Source organism: Shewanella sp. 3_MG-2023, assembly GCF_030548765.1.
Classification (GTDB): domain Bacteria; phylum Pseudomonadota; class Gammaproteobacteria; order Enterobacterales; family Shewanellaceae; genus Shewanella.
Genome location: NZ_JAUOSH010000026.1, coordinates 20,430 through 41,281, shown reverse-complemented (window position 1 = coordinate 41,281; position 20,852 = coordinate 20,430). Strand labels below are relative to the sequence as shown.

Annotated in this window: 16 protein-coding genes; all 16 read left to right on the top strand. The window is 36.0% G+C overall.

Translation table 11 applies throughout. The features are described from left to right. Window positions 1-217 precede the first annotated feature (217 nt). The 16 genes from rfaH (at window position 218) to Q4591_RS14690 (ending at window position 20,587) form a co-directional block, all read left to right on the top strand. Entirely contained in the window at window positions 218-709 is a 492-nt protein-coding gene (rfaH, locus tag Q4591_RS14765) for a transcription/translation regulatory transformer protein RfaH (RefSeq protein WP_102519267.1), read from the top strand. A gap of 752 nt (window positions 710-1,461) precedes the next feature. Then, window positions 1,462-4,221, top strand: a complete 2,760-nt coding sequence (locus Q4591_RS14760; protein ID WP_303461701.1) for an SLBB domain-containing protein — start codon at window positions 1,462-1,464, stop codon at window positions 4,219-4,221. Between the two features lie 115 nt (window positions 4,222-4,336). Continuing rightward, complete coding sequence (locus Q4591_RS14755) at window positions 4,337-5,311, top strand: Wzz/FepE/Etk N-terminal domain-containing protein (protein WP_303446057.1); 975 nt, start codon at window positions 4,337-4,339, stop codon at window positions 5,309-5,311. A gap of 206 nt (window positions 5,312-5,517) precedes the next feature. Further along, the gene (gene wecB / locus Q4591_RS14750; RefSeq protein WP_303461699.1) at window positions 5,518-6,642 is read left to right on the top strand and encodes a non-hydrolyzing UDP-N-acetylglucosamine 2-epimerase; all 1,125 of its coding nucleotides are present in this window, start codon (window positions 5,518-5,520) and stop codon (window positions 6,640-6,642) included. A 14-nt stretch (window positions 6,643-6,656) separates the two neighbouring features. Next, the gene (gene wecC / locus Q4591_RS14745; RefSeq protein WP_303461696.1) at window positions 6,657-7,922 is read left to right on the top strand and encodes a UDP-N-acetyl-D-mannosamine dehydrogenase; all 1,266 of its coding nucleotides are present in this window, start codon (window positions 6,657-6,659) and stop codon (window positions 7,920-7,922) included. Next, a complete protein-coding gene (gene rfbB / locus Q4591_RS14740) occupies window positions 7,922-8,995 on the top strand; it encodes a dTDP-glucose 4,6-dehydratase (RefSeq protein WP_303461693.1) in 1,074 nt (357 codons plus the stop codon). The genes wecC and rfbB overlap by 1 nt, the downstream gene beginning before the upstream one ends. Before the next feature lie 51 nt (window positions 8,996-9,046). Then, window positions 9,047-9,949, top strand: a complete 903-nt coding sequence (gene rfbA, locus Q4591_RS14735; RefSeq protein WP_303461691.1) for a glucose-1-phosphate thymidylyltransferase RfbA — start codon at window positions 9,047-9,049, stop codon at window positions 9,947-9,949. A gap of 71 nt (window positions 9,950-10,020) precedes the next feature. Then, entirely contained in the window at window positions 10,021-10,935 is a 915-nt protein-coding gene (gene cysD, locus Q4591_RS14730; RefSeq protein ID WP_303461688.1) for a sulfate adenylyltransferase subunit CysD, read from the top strand. Window positions 10,936-10,986: 51 nt separating this feature from the next. Beyond that, window positions 10,987-12,702 (top strand): SLC13 family permease, encoded by a 1,716-nt coding sequence (locus Q4591_RS14725; RefSeq protein WP_303461686.1) that lies wholly within the window; start codon window positions 10,987-10,989, stop codon window positions 12,700-12,702. A gap of 24 nt (window positions 12,703-12,726) precedes the next feature. Continuing rightward, on the top strand, window positions 12,727-13,356 hold the full coding sequence (gene cysC / locus Q4591_RS14720; protein WP_303461684.1) for an adenylyl-sulfate kinase: 630 nt from the start codon (window positions 12,727-12,729) through the stop codon (window positions 13,354-13,356). A gap of 37 nt (window positions 13,357-13,393) precedes the next feature. Beyond that, window positions 13,394-14,356, top strand: a complete 963-nt coding sequence (locus Q4591_RS14715; protein ID WP_303461682.1) for a DHH family phosphoesterase — start codon at window positions 13,394-13,396, stop codon at window positions 14,354-14,356. Window positions 14,357-14,400: 44 nt separating this feature from the next. Then, a complete protein-coding gene (cysN, locus tag Q4591_RS14710) occupies window positions 14,401-15,813 on the top strand; it encodes a sulfate adenylyltransferase subunit CysN (protein ID WP_303461724.1) in 1,413 nt (470 codons plus the stop codon). Continuing rightward, window positions 15,814-16,893: a DegT/DnrJ/EryC1/StrS family aminotransferase gene (locus tag Q4591_RS14705; protein ID WP_303461680.1), complete on the top strand. Its 1,080-nt coding sequence runs from the start codon at window positions 15,814-15,816 to the stop codon at window positions 16,891-16,893. Window positions 16,894-17,005: 112 nt separating this feature from the next. Next, window positions 17,006-17,860, top strand: a complete 855-nt coding sequence (locus tag Q4591_RS14700) for a sulfotransferase (protein WP_303461679.1) — start codon at window positions 17,006-17,008, stop codon at window positions 17,858-17,860. A gap of 65 nt (window positions 17,861-17,925) precedes the next feature. Then, the gene (locus Q4591_RS14695; protein ID WP_303461677.1) at window positions 17,926-19,380 is read left to right on the top strand and encodes a lipopolysaccharide biosynthesis protein; all 1,455 of its coding nucleotides are present in this window, start codon (window positions 17,926-17,928) and stop codon (window positions 19,378-19,380) included. A gap of 115 nt (window positions 19,381-19,495) precedes the next feature. Continuing rightward, a complete protein-coding gene (locus tag Q4591_RS14690; protein ID WP_303461675.1) occupies window positions 19,496-20,587 on the top strand; it encodes a TDP-N-acetylfucosamine:lipid II N-acetylfucosaminyltransferase in 1,092 nt (363 codons plus the stop codon). The last annotated feature ends 265 nt before the right edge of the window (window positions 20,588-20,852 follow it).

Sequence of the window (20,852 nt, the reverse complement as noted above, 5' to 3'; positions counted from 1 at the left end):
ATTAAACCGTATCTAATCTTGATACGGTTTTTTATTATTGTTCATTGAAAGCCCTCTTACGACGCCACATAAGTAATACAATTGAACACTTTCGTATCAATTTGCAGCATTTGAAATATTAAATATCAAAAAGCTTTCACTTAGCTTACTGGCTTTGATAAAATACTGCGCTTGGTGATAATGGACGTTACCTTGAATGATATTAAGTGAGTAGAAAATGAAGTCATGGTATTTGTTATATTGTAAGCCGCGCGGTGAAGTTAGAGCGCAACAAAACTTAGCATTACAACAAGTCGAAAGTTACTTACCTATCATTCAAGAAGAGAAAACCTCAAACGGAAAGACCAAACTCGTCGATGTCCCGCTATTCCCATGTTATTTGTTTATCTATTTTGATCCCTTAGAAGTCAGTGTCAGCCGCATACATTCAACTCGAGGTGCCAGTCGTATCATTGGCTGTAGCGAAACCATGACTCCCATTGATGATCGAATTATACAAGCAATAAAAAACAGAGTTTCAGTTCACAAGCCTGATGTTGAAAGTGATTTAATCGCAGGAGACAAAGTCCAATTTACTGACGGGCCATTTGTAGACTTAGAAGCCATCTTTGAAGAAAAGAATGCCCAAAAACGCTGTTTTGTATTGTTTAATATCATGGGGCAACAAAAAAGAATGTGTGTAGATAGTAGTAGCATTAAGAAAATTTAATGAACGCTAAGCGTTAATTTTTTACGTAATAGTGTTGATGTTTTGTTTTAATGCCAGGTTTTATGTGCAGGAGATTCAGTTTTTTAAAATGACTTATTTAGGTACAAAAAATATAGGGTAACATAACGTGTTTTTACTAAAGGTTGCTATTTAACCACAGTTGCATTTAGTAAAAATAAGTTCGTATAAGTTCGTATAAGTAAGAAGTCAGTATATAGCTTAGCACTGACCTTTAGTTTCAATCAAAATTAGAATTTCATTTATTGAAGGGCACGTTAGAAGCCGTAATCTATGGGCGGTAGCGTGCCCGAAGGGCATCGAATGAACAGTTTCATTCGTTTAGCTATAAGCCGAAAATCATTGTTGGGAACAATGATTAACAGCTTCAGCTGGCCCGAAGGGTGAAGTACAGGATGTACTGAATCAGGGCAATGCCCGCCACGCGGATCGGTAGCGTGTCTGAAGGGCATCGAATGAACAGTTTCATTCGTTTAGCTATAAGCCGAAAATCATTGTCGGGAACAATGATTAACAGCTTCAGCTGGCCTGAAGGGTGAAGTACAGGATGTACTGAATCAGGGCAATGCCCGCCACGCGGATCGGTAGCGTGCCCGAATTAGAATTAAGCATGATTGCAATCAGTCTAATTAGCAAAAAATGCAAACATCAAAACAAATAACACATATAAGATTATTTTTTTATAATTAATTTTTAGCTCAAAAATTCATTTGCTATTATTTACTTGGAGATACATGGTGTTACAGAAGATTAAAATATTCGCAATAGCGGCACTGAGTGCGACTTTAGTTATCAGCGCACCTATTCAAGCTGTAACCCCCTCTCCACAAATGATAGAGCAATTTAAAACCTTACCTGCCTCTGAGCAACAAAGGCTTGCTAAACAATACGGCATAGACCCTTCTGCACTTTCTGGTCAAACAAGTCAATCAAACCAGTTTCAACAAGCAACCGAAATGCCTGAACGCTATACCAGTAGCAAAGAGCAATTAAGTGCTAAAGAAAACGAAAAAAATAACCTGAACTTTGAAGAAGATAGTAAAAAAGATGAATTAACATTTTTTGGTTATGACATGTTTGCTGGCGAGCCAATGACATTTTCGCCTATTTCAGATATTCCGGTCCCCAGTGATTATATGGTTGGTCCTGGAGATACATTAAATGTACAGCTTTATGGTAAAGACAACCGAGAATACAGTTTAACAATCGGTCGTGATGGCAATATTCAATTCCCAGAATTGGGGCCTATATCGGTTGTGGGGCTAACGTTTTCTGAATTACGCGAGTATCTAGGCGAGCGAATTCAAAAACAAATGATCGGTATTGAATCAAATATTACCCTAGGTGAATTACGTTCTATTCGCATTTTTATCGCTGGTGATGCCTATAAACCTGGTTCGTATACTGTCTCTAGTTTATCTACCATTACACAAGCTCTGTTTGCAGCTGGTGGCGTAAATGAAATAGGTAGTTTACGTAATATTCAAGTAAAACGTCAGGGGCAGTTAGTTGGTAGCTTTGATTTATATGATCTGCTGCTAAAAGGTGATGCATCAAAAGATATTAATTTACGTTCTGGTGATGTAGTTTTCATTCCATCAGTCGGTGGACGAGTAAGTATTACCGGTGAAATTAGACGTCCGGCCATTTATGAAATTAAGAGCAATGAAACTATTGATGATGTGGTCAAAATGGCTGCAGGTGTTAACCCCGGTGCATATCCCAAGCGAAGCAGCATTGAGCGATATAATCACAACGGTTTAAAAACCATCGTCAATGTTGACTTAACATCAGCAAAAGCAGCTAGCAAGCTAGCGAAAGCGGGTGATTTTATTCGTGTAAAAAGTGCTTCTATGCAATATGAAGATGCAGTAACCCTTGTTGGTGCGGTTGTACGACCTGGTAAGTACCAGTGGTATCAGGGACAGAAGGTTAACGATCTGTTACCTACCATTTGGGGGGATTTAGCCATATCTGCCGATTTGAACTACGCATTAATCATTCGTGAAGTGAACAAGTTTGGTAAAATTGAAGTACTACAATTTTCACCAGGTAAAGCCATTTCGCAGCAGGTTCAGTCAGAAAATATTGCTTTAAGTCCAAGAGATAAAGTCATTTTGTTTAATTATGATGATTCATCGATAAATCGTTATGAATTAAATAAATTAGTTCAAAATAGAGCAAAAAAAATAAAATCATTAAGCAGTGACTCACTTATTGGCAACGACTTATTTAAAGCTGGTTTTAAGTCAATGAATATTGATGCTGCTGGTTCAATGATGCATAAAGCTTCAATCGGTGGAATAGTTATTCCTGGTTCTGATAAGGAACTAAATGAGCAAGAACAACTTATCGGTGATGAAGTCAGTAAAATGTTATCTAATTTATTTGATGACAGAGACTTAATTAAATTAAGTGGCTCAATGAGCCGTGAAGAGTTGTTATTTCCTATTATTAGCAAGTTATCACAGCAAAGTAGCCCTTTAGAAAAAGCTCAAGTAGTTGCCATTTCTGGCAAAGTTAAAAATGGCGGTATATACCCATTAGCAACTAATGCAAAAGTCAGTGATTTACTTGTTGCTGCAGGTGGTTTAGTTGAAGGTGCTTATACAAATAGAGCTGAATTAACCCGAACTGAAAATTCTGATTCGCTTTCAGACATCAACCATATACACGTCAATATTAATAATGCCATAAATCACCTTCCATCTGATGATTTGTTATTAGAAGGCCGTGATATGTTGGTCGTACTAACAACTCCAGAATGGCAAGAGCGTAAATCGATTGAAATCCGAGGTGAAGTGAAATTTCCTGGGTTGTATAACATTCGTAGAGGCGAAACGCTTGCCGATGTTATGCAACGCGCAGGTGGGTTTACTGACTTCGCTTTCCCTACTGCTGCGGTTTTTGTTAGAGAATCAGTAAAGCAACAAGAGCAACTTGAAATTAAGAAGCTTGCTGACCAATTACGTCGTGATATTGCAACCCGTGGTGTGTCGAAAGACGGCACGGTAGTTAATTACTCTGAAGCACAGCTAATGCTTACGGACTTAGAAAATATTCAAGCAGTTGGCCGTTTAGTTGTAGATCTAAATGCAATTCAAGTGGGAATAGAGCAAGCAGATATACAACTTGAAGATAAAGATATTTTGTATGTGCCTACCACGAAACAAATCGTGTCTGTTATGGGCGAAGTACAGCACCCGTCAACTCATAGATTTAAAGAAGGCACGACTTTAGACCAATACTTATCTATGTCAGGTGGCCCAAGAGAACGTGCTGATGACGGTAGAACCTATATCATTAAAGCAGACGGCTCGGTAATGATGCCAAAACAAAGCTTCTGGTTTAGCAGCAAGGCCGCTTTAAGTGCCGGAGATACTGTTATTGTACCGCTTGATACTGAGTACAAAGATAACTTAACCCTTTGGACTCAAGTGACACAAATTGTCTATAACTCTGCGGTTGCATTGGCAACGATTTCAGGCTTGTAAAATTTTGTTTTAAAATCCTAAACCGCGTCAACCAATTAATTACAGGGATAAAAACTAGATTTACAGCCTAAGCTAATACAAAGTAAGCATCGCTGTAAATCTATTAATAACAAACATGAAAAACCAAATACCAAAAAATTACACAGATGCTAATTTTACTTCGACTCCGCAAGTTGTTGCAGATGATGAAATCGATTTACGAGAGCTATTTTCAGTAATTTGGAAAGGCAAATGGTTGATCATTGCAGTAACTGCTGTCTTCGCTGTTGGTTCTGTTTTGTTTGCACTTAGTCAACCAAATACTTATAAATCAGAAGCGCTACTTTCACCGGCAGACGGGGAACAAGGTGGCGGTGGTTTAGCCGCACTTGCTGGACAGTTTGGCGGTCTTGCAAGTATGGCTGGCATCAACCTTGGTGGTGGCGGTGGTGTTGACAAAACTCAAATGGCGATAGAAGTGGTTAAATCACGTCAATTTACCAGTGAGTTTATTCAAAAGCATAATATTCTTACCGACCTCATGGCGGCTGAAAAATGGGACATGGCATCAGATACACTAGTGTATGATGCTGAAATGTTTGATGCTAAAAACAACAAATGGATTCGTGAGGTTAAAGCCCCATTTAAGCCTGAACCTTCAATGCAGGAAGCCTACAAAGAATTTAATAAAGCTATCGCTATTAATAGTGATAAAGAAACCGGCATGGTGAAAGTGTCGGTAGAGCATTTATCACCATCAGTTGCCCAACAGTGGGTTAAATGGTTAGTAGAAGATATCAACTTAGAAATGAAACAGCGCGATGTGGCAGAAGCTCAGCGCAGTACCGCATTTCTAGAAACTCAGATAGCCCAAACTAATGTTGCAGATATTCGCACGATACTTTACCAGCTAATTGAAGAGCAAACTAAAACAATTATGTTTGCTGAAGTACGTGAAGAATACGTATTTAAAACCATTGACCCAGCATTAGTCCCAGAAGAAAAAGCAGGTCCTAAACGAGCCTTGATTTGTGTATTAGGCACAATGCTAGGCGGCATGTTAGCGGTAATGATTGTTTTAATCAGGCATTTCGTTAGAAAAGAAGATTAAACAAAGAAAAGAAAAAAGAAAAAAAAGAGCCTATTGGGACTGTTTTAAGAAAAAGCACGAAACCTAGGTTTTACAAGGGATAGTGAAGGTTTGACTGTCTCAAAATGGTTTAAAAGTGTCTCAGCTTGGGTTTAATGGTTGAGGTGTAAATGAGTAGTAATTCAATTTCTAGTTCTAGGAATTGTTCAATATTAGGTCGAAAAGTAATGACAAAAAAGAAAGTTCTTACTGTTTTTGGTACCAGACCAGAAGCTATTAAAATGGCACCTTTGGTTCACGCTTTAGCATCTGATGAACGATTTGAAGCAAAGTGTTGTGTTACAGCACAGCACAGGGAAATGCTTGACCAAGTATTAGAGTTATTTGAAATAAAACCAGATTACGACTTGAATTTAATGAAAGCAGGTCAAACATTAAATGACGTAACAGCAAGAATTGTACAAGAATTAAAAACCGTTTTACAGGAGTTTAAACCGGATGTAGTGCTCGTACATGGTGATACAGCCACAACTTTTGCAGCAAGCCTAGCTGCATATTATGAACAAATTGAAGTCGGACATGTTGAAGCAGGGCTTCGTACTGGGAATATCTACTCCCCTTGGCCAGAAGAAGCGAATCGTCGTTTAACTGGCGTGTTAACTAAATATCACTTCGCTCCTACAGAAACATCTAAGCAAAATCTTATTAAAGAAAATTTTGAACCAAAGAATATCATCGTAACGGGCAATACCGTTATCGATGCGTTATTGATGGTTAAAGATAAAATTGAAAATGATGAAGACTTAAACGCGACACTAAAAAATCAATTTCCAATTTTAGATGAATCTAAAAAATTGATTTTAGTCACAGGACATAGACGTGAAAGTTTTGGCGGTGGGTTTGAACGAATTTGTGAAGCACTAGCTATTACTGCAAAAGCACACCCTGAATCCCAAATTCTATACCCAATGCATTTAAACCCTAATGTACGTGAGCCTGTAAATCGTATCTTAGGTGATGTTTCAAATATTCATTTGATTGAGCCACAGCAGTATTTACCTTTTATATATTTGATGAGTCGAGCCCATATAATCTTGACAGATTCTGGTGGGATTCAAGAGGAAGCACCTTCATTAGGCAAGCCTGTGCTGGTTATGCGCGATACAACCGAGCGCCCTGAAGCAGTTGATGCTGGAACGGTTAAGTTGGTTGGTACAGACATTGATGCGATTGAATCTAATTTAAATGAGCTTCTTACTAGCGAAGCAGCATACAAAGAAATGAGCTTTGCCCATAACCCATATGGTGATGGTGAGGCTTGTCAAAGAATTTTAAATGAATTAGCAAAATAAATTAAGGTAGTAAAATGTCATTCGAAACAATTTCAGTGATCGGTTTAGGTTATATTGGCTTACCGACAGCGGCAATGTTTGCCTCACGCAAAAAGAAAGTGATTGGTGTCGATGTTAACCAACATGCCGTAGATACTATCAATCAAGGTAAAATTCACATTGTTGAGCCTGATTTAGATATGATTGTACATGCTGCTGTTACTGAAGGTTTTTTAAAGGCTGTAACTCAGCCAGAGCCTGCAGATGCATTTTTAATTGCTGTTCCAACTCCTTTTAAGCCTTGTCAAGAAGGTGCAATTCCTGAACCTGATTTGAGTTATATTGAGTCTGCTTGTAATGGTATTGCGCCTGTACTTAAAAAAGGAGACTTAGTAATCTTAGAGTCGACTTCTCCTGTCGGGGCAACAGAGCAAGTTGCGGAGTGGTTAGCGGAAGCAAGACCTGATTTATCATTCCCTCAGTCTGCTGGTGAAGATGCAGATGTAAACGTAGCGCATTGTCCAGAACGTGTTCTACCAGGTCATGTTGTTCGTGAATTAGTAGAAAATGACCGTGTCATCGGTGGCATGTCAAAAAAATGTTCAGAACGTTCAGTAGAGCTATATAAAACGTTTGTTCAAGGTGATTGTGTGATTACTAATGCTCGCACTGCTGAAATGGCAAAGCTGACAGAGAATAGCTGTCGTGATGTTCAAATTGCTTTCGCAAATGAGCTTTCAGTCATTTGTGATAAATTGGATATTAATGTTTGGGAACTGATATCTTTAGCTAATCGTCACCCACGAATTAATATATTGCAGCCTGGCCCGGGAGTTGGTGGGCATTGTATTGCAGTAGATCCTTGGTTTATTGTCTCTAAAACACCTGAACAAGCACAATTAATTCATACCGCTCGAAAAGTAAATGACGCTAAACCTGGTTGGGTCATTGAAAAAGTTAAACTTGCTATAGCTGACTTCTTACAAGCTAATCCGACAAAAACTACTAAGGATGTAACTATTGCTTGTTATGGATTAGCTTTTAAACCAAATATTGATGATTTACGAGAAAGCCCTGCTCTTGGTATTACAGCGTTTATCAGTGAAATGCATACAGGTTTACTTGTCGTGGTAGAGCCTAATATTGACTTATTACCACCACAGCTTTCCGGTATTGAACTCGTTTCCTCTAAAAAGGCATTTGATATTGCGGATATTCATGTAATGTTGGTTGATCATCAGCAGTTCAGAGTATTAAAGCCTCAAAATGGTCTATTGGTAGATACTAAGGGGATTTGGTAGTGAAGATTCTCGTCACTGGTGGTGCAGGCTTTATTGGCTCAGCAGTCGTTCGTCATATTATTAACAACACCCAAGATAGTGTAGTGAATGTTGATAAGCTGACTTATGCAGGTAACCTTGAGTCACTTGTTAGTGTTGACAAAAGTGATAGATATGCTTTTGAGCAAGTTGATATTTGTGACCGTGCTGAACTAGACAGGGTTTTCTTGCAATATAAACCCGATGTGGTAATGCACTTAGCGGCGGAGTCTCATGTAGATCGCTCTATCATCGGACCATCAGACTTTATTCAAAGCAATATCGTTGGTACTTATACTCTGCTAGAAGCAGCTCGCGAGTACTGGACTGCATTATCGACAGAGGCCAAGCATACATTTCGTTTTCATCATATATCAACTGATGAAGTCTATGGTGATTTACCTCACCCAGATGATGTGCAAACTCAAGAAGAATTGACTTTATTCACTGAAACTACTCCTTATACCCCAAGTAGTCCTTATTCTGCCTCTAAGGCAAGTTCAGATCATTTGGTACGCGCATGGTTGCGCACCTATGGCTTACCAACCATTGTAACTAATTGTTCAAATAACTACGGTCCGTATCATTTCCCTGAAAAGTTAATTCCGTTAGTGATCCTTAATGCATTAGAAGGTAAAGATTTACCAATATATGGTAAAGGTGATCAAATTCGTGACTGGCTTTATGTGGAAGATCATGCGCGTGCTTTATACAAAGTAGTCACCGAAGGTAAGATTGGAGAAACCTATAATATTGGTGGCCACAATGAAAAGAAGAATATTGAAGTAGTAGAAACTATTTGTTCGATTTTAGATGATCTAGTTCCAAAAACGACAAAATATAAACAACAAATTATTTATGTAACTGACAGAGCTGGCCATGATAGACGTTATGCTATTGATGCATCTAAAATGAGCAATGAGTTGCGGTGGCAACCTGAAGAGACTTTTGAAACTGGATTACTGAAAACAGTGAAATGGTATTTAGAAAATGAGTTGTGGTGCCAGCATGTGCAAGATGGTAGTTATCAGCGAGAGCGCTTGGGAATAGAATAAATAAAAGCACTGATCTATTAATCTATAAACAAGTTTTAAGGAACATTAATAATGACATCATTTACAAAGAGCAAAGTTAGTACAACAAATACCAAGGGTATTATTCTTGCTGGAGGAAGTGGTACAAGGTTATATCCTCTTACTCGTGGTGTATCTAAGCAGGTACTTGCTGTTTATGATAAACCAATGATCTACTATCCATTATCAACGCTTATGCTCGCTGGCATTAAAGATATATTAATAATTACTACGCCTGAGGACCAACAAGGTTTTATACGTATTTTGGGTGACGGTTCTGATTTTGGTATTAATATTGAATATGCATTGCAACCAACTCCAGATGGCCTTGCGCAAGCTTTTATTATTGGTGAGAAATTTATTGGTGACGATAATGTCTGTTTAGTTCTAGGTGATAATATCTTTTACGGACAAGGTTTTCCCGAAACTCTTGCAGCAGCAAACAGCCGTTCTGCAGGTGCTACGGTATTTGGCTATCATGTTAAAGATCCTGAACGTTTTGGTGTGGTTGAATTCGATAAACAGATGAAAGTTGTCAGTATCGAAGAAAAGCCAGCTATAGCAAAATCTAATTATGCAATCACAGGTCTTTATTTTTACGATAATACGGTTGTTGAAAAAGCAAAAAAGGTAAACCCATCCCACCGTGGTGAGTTAGAAATAACAAGCTTAAACCAGATGTATTTGGATGAAGGAAGTTTGAACATTGAACTATTAGGCCGAGGTTTTGCATGGCTAGATACTGGGACGCATGAAAGTCTTCATGAAGCATCTAATTTCGTGCAAACTATCCAACATGTGCAGGGATTGAAAGTAGCATGTTTAGAAGAAATAGCATGGAGAAACGGTTGGCTGACTAGTGAACAGATTAAATCTCTTGCACAGCCGATGCTTAAAAATGAATATGGCCAATATTTATTGCAATTAGTAAATTAATTCTGTTTTCTTCACAGCCAACTAGACTTATAAAATTATTTGAAACCATCGATTTAAGGTAATTAAATATAATGCCAATTTCTCCAATAAAACTAACTCATTTAAAGCAATTAGAAGCAGAGTCAATTCATATTATGCGCGAAGTAGCAGCTGAGTTCGATAACCCTGTTATGCTTTACTCTGTTGGTAAAGATTCATCCGTTATGCTGCATTTGGCTAAAAAAGCATTTGCGCCAGGTAAACCTCCATTTCCTTTAATGCATGTAGATACTACATGGAAGTTTAAAGAGATGATTGAGTTTCGTGATTACATGGCTGAAAAAATAGGTATGAAACTAATCGTTCACCAAAATCCTGAAGGGATAGAGATGGGGATTGATCCTTTTGTGCATGGTAGCTCAAAGCATACCGATATCATGAAAACACAAGGTTTAAAACAGGCATTAGACAAATATGGGTTTGATGCCGCATTTGGTGGGGCTCGTCGTGACGAAGAGAAATCTAGAGCAAAAGAGCGCGTATATTCATTTCGTGATGAGCATCATCGTTGGGATCCCAAAAATCAACGTCCTGAACTTTGGAATCTTTACAACGGTAAAGTAAATCAAGGTGAAAGCATTCGTGTATTTCCATTGTCTAACTGGACTGAACTAGATATTTGGCAATATATCTACCTAGAAAACATCGAAATTCCAAGTTTATATTTATCTAAACCTAGACGCGTTGTTAACCGTGATGGCATGTTGATCATGGTTGATGATGAACGAATGAAGATCAAAGAAGACGAAGTTGTAGAAGAAAAAATGGTACGATTTCGTACTCTTGGTTGTTACCCATTAACTGGCGCCGTAGAGTCTGAAGCGACAACCCTGCCTGAAATTATCCAAGAAATGTTGCTTACAACAACATCAGAACGTCAAGGACGTGCTATTGACCATGATAGCTCTGGTTCAATGGAAAAGAAAAAACGCGAAGGATATTTTTAAATTATCAATAAAATTTTTCTGACTATTTTCTGTATTTTATAAGAGCTAAAAATGCTATTAACAAGTTTTGTTCTCATCTCTTTAATTGCTTGTTTATTGTTTACTAAAATAAAACCAGCTCTCGTCTTTATTGGTGCAGTAGTTTGCCTATATATCTTCGATGTGGTCGACCAAAATGTTATATTAAATAGTGCAGTTAATAGATCGGTTATTACATTATTATTGTTATTAATTGCTTCTTTAGCACTTGAGCGAACATCATTATTAAATTGGCTGTCAAAATATCTGTTTCATAAAACTCAGATAGGCTCTTTAGTACGTGTTGGGTTAATTACCGCTTTTAGTTCATCGATACTAAACAACACTGCTGTAGTAGCTACACTGATGGGGGCTGTATTACGAAATAATGATCATGCACCTTCAAAGCTACTAATACCGCTTTCATATTTTGCTATTTTAGGTGGGACATTAACACTTATTGGCACATCGACAAATTTAGTTATTAATGGTTTATTAATAGAACAAGGCTTACCTGATTTATCATTTTTTTCTTTTTTACCGGTTGGTTTGTATATTCTATTTTTTTGTTCCATTGTAACAGTGTTGATGAGCTTTACTTTGCCTGAGTACGAGCTTCGAAAAAGTAAAAGTAGTGCTTATTTCATTGATGCAGAAGTTCTTCTTAAAAGCAAATTAATAGGCAAAACAGTCAAAGAGAATGGACTACGCGCATTAGATGGCTTGTTCTTAACTGAGATTGTTCGTGGTTCGCATTTAATCTCACCTGTTTCACCAGATAATCTGATAGAAATGGGTGATAAGTTAATTTTTTCTGGTGATGTAACACAGATAAAACAACTTAAGCAACTTGATAAAGTAGCTGTTTTTGCAGATAGCAACGAACTAACTACAAGCAATCTGACGGAAGTTATCGTTAGCCCTGAATCAGTTATTGTTGGTAAAACCTTAAAGCAGATTGAGTTTCGTTCACGATTTGATGCAGCTGTTGTCGCCGTGAGTCGACAAGGTGAATCTTTATCTGGCAAATTAGGCGAACATAAAATTTTATCTGGTGATAAATTAGTGTTAGCGGTTGGGGATGACTTTAAAAAGCGGCAAAATATTTCTAGGAATTTTTTTCTTTTATCGGGAAAGGTAGTTAATCAACCTCTATCGAAAAGACAGAATAATTTTGCCATATTTGGTTTTATCTCATCTATTATATTGGCAGTGTTAACCCCATTTAATCTGATAGATACACTGAGTTTATACATTTTGTGTTGCATAGTGACTAATATCTTTGATGGTACCACTATTCGTCGCCGCTTTCCATTTGACCTGTGGGTCATGATTGTATCTGCTTTGATTATCGCATTTGCCTTTACAAACTCTGGCTTAGCATCACTATTAACAAGTTGGTTGTTTGATTTGTTGAGTGGGCACTCAGTTTATATCGTGTTTATCGGATTGTTTTTAACGACGGTATTACTGACAGAAACAATGACTAATAGTGCGGCTGCCGCAATTATGTTACCTATTGCCATTGCGCTGTCTCAGACATACCAATTGAATATGATGCCTTTTATAATGGCGGTGGCTTATGCTGCTAGCGCCTCTTTCATCAGCCCATTTGGCTATCAAACTAATCTGATGGTGATGAATGCAGGCGGGTACAAAGTGAAAGATTTCATCAAAGTAGGTTGGCCTATAACGGTAGTTTATAGTTTAGTTGCGATTATAACTATTCCATTGTTTTTTCCATTTTAATCGATATATTGTTAAAGGTTTGTAATGAAAGCATTTCATGTTGAAGGTTCAGAGAAAACAGAAAATATAGTTTGGCATGATCATGCAGTGAGCACCCAAGAAAGAATATCTTTAAAAATGCAACAACCAGCTATTCTTTGGTTTACAGGTTTAAGTGGCTCTGGAAAATCAACGATTGCAAATGCAGTTGAAAGAAAGTTACTAACATTAAATAAACACAGCTATCTGCTCGATGGTGATAACGTACGTCACGGGTTAAATAGAGACTTATCATTCACCGATCAAGATCGTATTGAAAACATTCGTCGAATTGGTGAAGTAGCAAAGTTGTTTGTTGATTCTGGCTTACTAGTTCTAACTGCTTTTATTTCACCTTTTGTATCTGACAGAGAACAGGTAAGAAAATTAGTTTCTCACGGACAGTTTATCGAAGTGTTCATAGATACGCCTATCGAAGTTTGCGAGTCCCGCGATCCTAAAGGTTTATATAAAAAAGCGCGTGCTGGAGATATAAAACACTTCACTGGAATAGATTCTGATTATGAAGCACCTTCAAATCCGGAAATACACCTTCATACTGACCGTTATTTAATCGAAGAGTGTGCTGATCAGGTTATAAATTATTTGAGTGAAAATGGTTATCTGAGTATTTAAGTATTCGCTTAATGCATAAATTAAAGAGTAAAAAATAATGCATTACGATGTATTTAACGGTGACGCAGATGGAATCATTGCCTTACTGCAGTTACGCCTAGCTGAACCTAAAAAAAGTCAATTAATTACAGGTGTTAAGCGTGATATAGCCTTACTAAACCAAATTGCATATAAAAATGATGTGACATCTGTAACAGTGTTAGACATTTCAATGGAAAAAAATCTAACCTCATTAAAAAAATTATTAGCATCAGGTATATCTATCTTTTATTGTGATCACCACCGAACTGGCGAAGTTCCTGCAGATAAGTTGTTAGAAACTCTAATTGATTTGGGTGCAAAAACGTGCACGAGTTTATTAATTAATGAAAAGCTTGATGGTAAATTTGTAAATTGGGCCATTACTGCTGCATTTGGTGATAATCTGCTATCAACAGCATACAAACTTGCACAGGAAAATGAATTAAGTAAAAGTGAAATAGCCTTCTTGAAAGAACTTGGTACCTTAATTAATTACAATGGGTATGGTGCGAGTTTAGATGATTTACATATTGATCCTAAGTCATTATATGAATCATTATTAAAATACTCTGATCCATTAATGTTGAAAGCTGACTTAGCTTCTCCTTTTTATTTTCTAAAATTTGGATATGAACAGGATTATCTTAAAATTAAAGAGATCACTGCTTTGAGTACAACAGATATCAGTGCTTTTTATTTATTACCTTGCGAGGCATGGGCCAGACGTATTAGTGGCGTATTTGGGAATGAATTGGCAAATAATTTTCCTAACAGAGCCCATGCGGTATTAACGCTTAATCCAAGCAAACAAGATTATTTAGTCAGTGTGAGAGCTCCACTAAATAATAGAACAGGTGCTGATGAAATATGTAGCCAATTTGCTACTGGAGGTGGAAGAAAAGCCGCTGCAGGTATTAATAAACTTCCTATTTCTGAATTCAAAAAACTTTCTAGGGTGTTAACAAGTTTTTATTCATAGAGTAAATAGTAAACTAACTAATTCATATAAAAATGGAACAAAAAATGTCACATGCATCAGAACTAATTGCAACAGATATCGAAGCATATCTAAAAGTACATGAAAACAAAGATTTATTACGCTTCATTACCTGTGGCAGTGTAGATGACGGTAAATCAACATTAATTGGTCGTTTGTTATTTGATAGTAAATTAATTTATGAAGATCAAATGGCTGCGATAGAAAAAGATTCGCAAAAATTTAATACAACGGATGGTGACTTTGATCTTTCCTTATTGGTTGATGGTTTACAATCTGAGCGAGAACAGGGTATCACGATTGATGTTGCATACCGCTATTTCTCGACGGATAAACGTAAATTCATTATTGCTGACACGCCAGGGCATGAACAATACACACGCAACATGGTAACGGGGGCATCAACATGTGATTTAGCTATCGTGATGGTTGATGCTCGCCATGGAATACAAACACAAACTCGTCGTCATAGCTTTATTTGCAGTTTGCTAGGTTTAAAACATGTCATTGTTGCTATAAACAAAATGGATCTAGTTGACTACAGCCAAGATATTTATCAGAAAATCAAAGCAGATTACCGTGAGATGGCTAAAGGTTTTAATATTGACGATATCCGTTTTGTACCTATTTCTGCGCTTAAAGGTGATAACGTAGTAACGCAAAGTGAGGCAATGGATTGGTACCCAGGTGCTACCTTGATGCGTTTACTAGAAACAGTAAAAGTTGATAAAGACAAAAATCTCGAAGAGATGCGTTTTCCTGTTCAGTATGTAAACCGACCCAATTTAGATTTTCGTGGTTTCTGTGGCACATTAGCATCAGGCGTAGTGAGCGTTGGGGACAAGGTAACTGCACTTCCATCAGGTAAGCAATCAACAATTAAAAGTATCTATACATTTGATGGCGAATTAGACCAAGCTCAGCCTGGCATGGCAATCACCCTGACATTAAATGATGAAATTGATATTTCTCGTGGTGATATGCTGGTGCATGAAAACCCACAAACTGCTTGCACAAATCAATTTAAGGCCAATGTAGTTTGGATGGATGAAAATCCAATGCGTGCCAACAAAGAATATAATTTTAAATTTTCATCTAAATCTTGCTACGGCAAAGTCTCTGAACTTAAATGTAAAATAGATGTTAATACATTGACTCAAAACAGTAATGAAGTTTCTTTATTAGCTTTAAATGAAATTGCGCAGGTTGAGGTTAGCCTTTCTGAAAAAGTAGTTATCGATCAATATGCAAATCTGCAACAAACGGGCGCTTTTATCATTATTGATCGACATAGTAATATTACTGTTGGTGCAGGCATGGTTAGCGAGCTGGTAGAAACTATGACTGAACATGCTCGTGTTTATACTGAAGCTGAGAAACAGCTAAATGTTTATATTTGTAAACATTTTCCTGAGTGGAATTGTGAGGAAATTAAATAAATGATTGCTTTAAATTCCCCATTAAAACCAAATTTGAAAAAATTGCAAAAATACTTGGAACAAATAAATAATAATGGCTGGTATACGAATTTTGGTCCAATGCATAATGAGTTAACAGTAAGACTAGAGGAATACTTAGGTGTAAAAAATTTACTATTAGTAAACAATGGAACCTCTGCTCTGCAGGTGGCTGCGAAAACCCTAGGAACTGAGTCTATTTTATCTACTCCTTTTAGTTTTATCGCAACGGTGAGTGCTTTCAAATGGCAGAAAGATGAAGTTTGCTTTGCTGATATAGATAGAAGCAGCTATAACTTGAGTCCTGAATCAGTTAAAACAGCATATAAGAAAGGGTGTAAAGCAGATACGATTGTTGCTACTCATGTTTATGGTAACCCTTGTGATGTTATTGCTTTAAATAATATTCGCGATGAAAAAAATGTGAAAGTTATTTACGATGCTGCACATGCTTTTGGAATAAAAATAGGCAATGAATCTGTGCTAAATTTCGGCGATGCAAGTACATTGAGCTTCCATGCAACAAAAGTATTTCATACTATTGAAGGCGGAGCAGTCGTATTTAAAGATAAAGATAATTTTGAAAAAGCTCAACAAATAATTAACTTTGGAATCCAGTCTACGCAAGGTGTTATTAATGTCGGTTTAAATGCTAAGTTAAATGAATATCAAGCTGCTGTAGGTCTAGTCAACCTTGATGAAATGGATAATATTTTAGAGCATCGTTCAAACTTGTTTGATGTTTACCGCAATGGTTTGAAAGATATTGTAGAGTTGCCTCTTTGGCACCCGCAAGCTAATGCGAATGGCGCTTATATGCCAATAAAACTTGAAAACCCCCTGCAATTGCAAAAAGTTATGAATTCTTTAAATAAAAATGATATTCAAAGTCGTCATTATTTCTCACCTTCATTAGATAAAATATTTGTGGATAACTTCAACTATGGTTCTCCAAATAGCCATCACGTCTCTGAAGGGATCTTATGCTTACCTATGCATGCTCATTTGAGTTTAGATGATGTGTCCAAAGTTATGATGGTAATTAAAAAAACTTTATCCTAAATTTTAATACATTATTTGCTATTTGGCTAAAGTGTACAGTAAAAAGTCTCTTTGTAACTTTATTGGCAACGGAGATATATCAAAAAATCAAACATAATAAGTTGGATGTATAATGGACAATAGAACTCAGTTTTTTGTATTAGGTAACCCTAGGTCAGGTACTTCAATGTTTAGGCTGATGCTCAACAGTCACCCTGAAATTGTTGTCCCTCCTGAATGTGGATTTGCACACTGGCTATCAGATAAGTATATGGCACAAGATTTTGATCAAGAGGAAATTTACGAAGTCTTTTCTGAAGACGTGTTTAACTCAAAAAAATTTGAAACATGGCATCTTGAACAGAAAGATATTTTGGAAGTATTGTTAGAAAATAAACCTACATCATATGAATGTGCAATCCAATGCGTCTATTTGGCATATGCGAAAATTAAAAGCAATGGTAAAGATCCTGCAGTTTTAGGTGATAAGAATAATTACTTTATTGACCATATTCTAGAGCTAAAGGCTATATTTCCGAAAGCAAAGTTTATATTGTTAATAAGAGATGGTCGTGATGTCGCTTGCTCATATTTACAAATAGAGAAAGATGATATATCAAGTATATATAAACCATCACTATCTCAATCAATTGAAGATATTGCATGTGAATGGGTATTAAATAACGAAAAAGTATTGCGAGAAGTTGGTAGTGAATTGTTTATTACCAGATATGAAGATCTACTCTCTGTTCCAGAGGAAACTCTGAGTAAAGTTTGTGAATATTTAAATTTAAGCTTTGACCAGCACATGTTATCTTTTTATAAAAAAAATGATGAGCCAAAAGAGTTCTTGCAATGGAAGTCCAAGACTTTAGAAAAAATTGATAAAGATAATGTTGCAAAATATAAAAAAATACTCGAACCAAAAGAAATTGAAAACTTCAATGAAATCGCAATAGACATGTTAAAGAAATTTAAGTATGAGTAAGCGAGAGTGTTTCTAGTGATCAATTTCATTAAAGATAGTACTGCGCTAATCATAGGTAACACCTTATGAATGATTTAAAGTCCAAAGGTGTTAAAGCATTTATCTGGGATTTTTTAGGTAAACTTTCAACCCAAGGAATGGGATTTATAGTAACTATATTCCTTGCTCGGTTGCTTGAACCAAGTGATTTCGGTCTTATCGCAATGTTGATGGTTGTGATTGGTATAGCACAAGTATTCACAGATGTTGGGTTGGGGGGGGCGTTAATACAGCGCAGGAAAGTATTAGCTATACATTACTCTTCAGTTTTCTATTTTAACGTCAGTATTGCACTAATGTTAACTTGCATAACATTTTTTTCTGCAGGTTTCATCGCTGATTTTTATGATAATCAAGCACTAGTTCCATTAGCTCAAGTGATCAGCTTTCTATTTGTCATCAGTGCTTTTAGTAGTGTGCAAGCAATAAGACTAAGGAAAGAACTTAACTATGCATTGCTAACAAAATTGAGCTTTATATCATCACTCCTTAGCGGTATTGTAGGTGTGGCATTAGCTTTTAACGGTGCAGGGGTTTGGAGTTTAGTCGCTCAAGTTTTGTCTCAAGGCATTTTTTATAATTTAATACTTTGGAAAGTAAGTACTTGGCTTCCTTCGTTATCATTTTCATTTAAAGCACTAAAACAGCTCTGGGGATTTGGCTTTAGGATGTTTTTAGCTAGTATGCTCGATGCAATTTTTACACGAATTGACTTTCTTATAATTGGTAAAGTATTCCCAGCAAGCACATTGGGTTATTTCCAGAGAGCAAAGCAGTTTAACGCTTTAGTGATTCAATATTCATCTGGCAGTTTAATGTCAGTAATGTACCCGATACTTAGCAAAGTACAAAATGATTTACCAAAGTTTCAAAGAATCATTTTAAAGTCCCTTAATATATTGTGTTTTGTAGTGTTTTTGTTATTAGGTGGCCTTTACTTAACTTCTCACGAATTAATTATATTCTTATTTTCAGAGAAATGGCTACCTTCTGTACAGTATATGGAATTACTTGTACTTAGTGGGTTTGGCATTCCTATCAGTTCCTTGTTAGTGAACGTGTTGAGTAGCAGAGGAAATTCGAAAGCTTTCCTCAAGTTGGAGCTATTAAAAAAATCACTCCATACTATCAATTTAATTAATGCCTATTTTAATGGTATTGAAATATATCTGTATGGGTTAGTGTTAGTTAATTTTATGACGGTTAGTTTAAATATATTATTCGTTAAAAATGAGTTGAATATGCGCGCATTTTTGTTTTTCAAACCAATTATTACGCAAATGGTTATTGGGATTATCGCGACACTATTGACTTACCAGTTCAGTAACTTCTTAGAACTTGAACTGCTTTTCGACTTTTTAATGAAATCTGTTATGCTCATCTTTTTATTTGTATTAACTAACTTAATTATGAAAACTCATTCATTCTGCGAAATACTGAATATGGTACGTCCGATTATAAAAAATAAATTTAGGCTTTAGTATATTATCTTGCTTGATTTATATTTCTTTGCAAACACTAATTTTTGACACTCCGCATTTTAAGTGTATCTGAGCTTTTATTGGCAGTCAGGAAATTCTTTGAAAAGGTAGGTTTATGAAATTTGTTCACTTAGTCATTGATAACAAATTCACCGAAAATATATTTAACACATTTGGAAAAATTTCTTATATTGAAAATTTTTATGTTTGCTTAGAAAAAAAATGTGATTATAAGTTTTTAAAAACTGTATCTCAGATTATTCTATACGAGAGAACAAAATACATTGAGCACGTTAACCATTGTGATTATGTATTTATCCACTCTTTAAATACTGTACACGTAAAGTTCATATTAGAGAATCCTAGCCTAAATTATGTTTGGATTGGTATGGGATATGATTATTATGACCTTATGCAGAAGGATCTTTATTATACTTATTCAAAAAAATGGCTCACAAGCAATAAAGGAATTAAGGCAAGAATTAAAAGTATAATCGGACTAAACTTTTTTAGAAGAAATAATAAAAGAAAGGCTGTGTCTAAGATTAAATACTTTGCACCAGTTTTGTTTTCTGAGTTCTGTATAGTCAATAAAATATTTCATAGCCTCGAATTCTTATCATGGAATTATGGAATGTCTGCAAGTATTTTAGCTAAAAATATAAAATTATCTTCCACTGCTAATAGTCTACTTTTAGGTAACTCTGCTGACCCATGTAACAATCATTTTGAAATACTTCTTAAGTTAAGTGAATTAAACTTTAGTGGTAAAATTTATATTCCTTTGTCGTATGGAAATGAGCGATATAAAAATGAATTATTGAGGGATCTTGCTCATCTAAATTTAGATATTGTTCCACTGGTTGATTATGTAAGTAAAGATGAATACTTTAATATTTTAAAGGAGTGTAAGGTCGTAATTATGAATCACACTCGACAGCAAGCAGGAAGCAATATCGCTGTAATGTTATCTATGGGGGCGAAAGTGTATATAAATAGTGAAAGCCCCTTTTATGATTTTTACTTATCAGAAGGCGCATTTGTTTATGATACTAAGAATATTAAAGATATTAGTTTCTTTGAAACATTGGATGATGAATTGGTTGATGTAAACTTAGCTGTAGTAAATAGACACTTCTCGTCAAAAGCCATTTTAGATAAAACAGAAAAAGTATGTCAGGTTTTAATGGCTAGTGACGTGGTTTAATTGATTAGACTAACCCAGTTAATGCATAATTTATTTAACTGGAGATTGAAATGAAAATACGCAAACCTATTCAAAAAAATTCAAACTTGATGCAATTGCACAAGTGCAAGATTACGAAGCAAGATCTTTAATTTGATTTTTTGTGGTTTTTATTTTCAAGGGAAATTGATACTTAATTCTATTGAGCTTCTGCTAGTAAAGGATCATGTTGTAGAACAGGTTGTTTGGTGATCATATACTTGCTTTTATATTAAGAAGAAGTATA

Excerpts from the sequence above, each read along its gene's own strand:
- rfaH (WP_102519267.1), top strand. The coding sequence starts at position 218 with ATGAAGTCATGGTATTTGTTATATTGTAAGCCGCGCGGTGAAGTTAGA.
- Q4591_RS14760 (WP_303461701.1), top strand. The coding sequence starts at position 1,462 with ATGGTGTTACAGAAGATTAAAATATTCGCAATAGCGGCACTGAGTGCG.
- Q4591_RS14755 (WP_303446057.1), top strand. The coding sequence starts at position 4,337 with ATGAAAAACCAAATACCAAAAAATTACACAGATGCTAATTTTACTTCG.
- wecB (WP_303461699.1), top strand. The coding sequence starts at position 5,518 with ATGACAAAAAAGAAAGTTCTTACTGTTTTTGGTACCAGACCAGAAGCT.
- wecC (WP_303461696.1), top strand. The coding sequence starts at position 6,657 with ATGTCATTCGAAACAATTTCAGTGATCGGTTTAGGTTATATTGGCTTA.
- rfbA (WP_303461691.1), top strand. The coding sequence starts at position 9,047 with ATGACATCATTTACAAAGAGCAAAGTTAGTACAACAAATACCAAGGGT.
- cysD (WP_303461688.1), top strand. The coding sequence starts at position 10,021 with ATGCCAATTTCTCCAATAAAACTAACTCATTTAAAGCAATTAGAAGCA.
- Q4591_RS14725 (WP_303461686.1), top strand. The coding sequence starts at position 10,987 with ATGCTATTAACAAGTTTTGTTCTCATCTCTTTAATTGCTTGTTTATTG.
- cysC (WP_303461684.1), top strand. The coding sequence starts at position 12,727 with ATGAAAGCATTTCATGTTGAAGGTTCAGAGAAAACAGAAAATATAGTT.
- Q4591_RS14715 (WP_303461682.1), top strand. The coding sequence starts at position 13,394 with ATGCATTACGATGTATTTAACGGTGACGCAGATGGAATCATTGCCTTA.
- cysN (WP_303461724.1), top strand. The coding sequence starts at position 14,401 with ATGTCACATGCATCAGAACTAATTGCAACAGATATCGAAGCATATCTA.
- Q4591_RS14705 (WP_303461680.1), top strand. The coding sequence starts at position 15,814 with ATGATTGCTTTAAATTCCCCATTAAAACCAAATTTGAAAAAATTGCAA.
- Q4591_RS14700 (WP_303461679.1), top strand. The coding sequence starts at position 17,006 with ATGGACAATAGAACTCAGTTTTTTGTATTAGGTAACCCTAGGTCAGGT.
- Q4591_RS14695 (WP_303461677.1), top strand. The coding sequence starts at position 17,926 with ATGAATGATTTAAAGTCCAAAGGTGTTAAAGCATTTATCTGGGATTTT.
- Q4591_RS14690 (WP_303461675.1), top strand. The coding sequence starts at position 19,496 with ATGAAATTTGTTCACTTAGTCATTGATAACAAATTCACCGAAAATATA.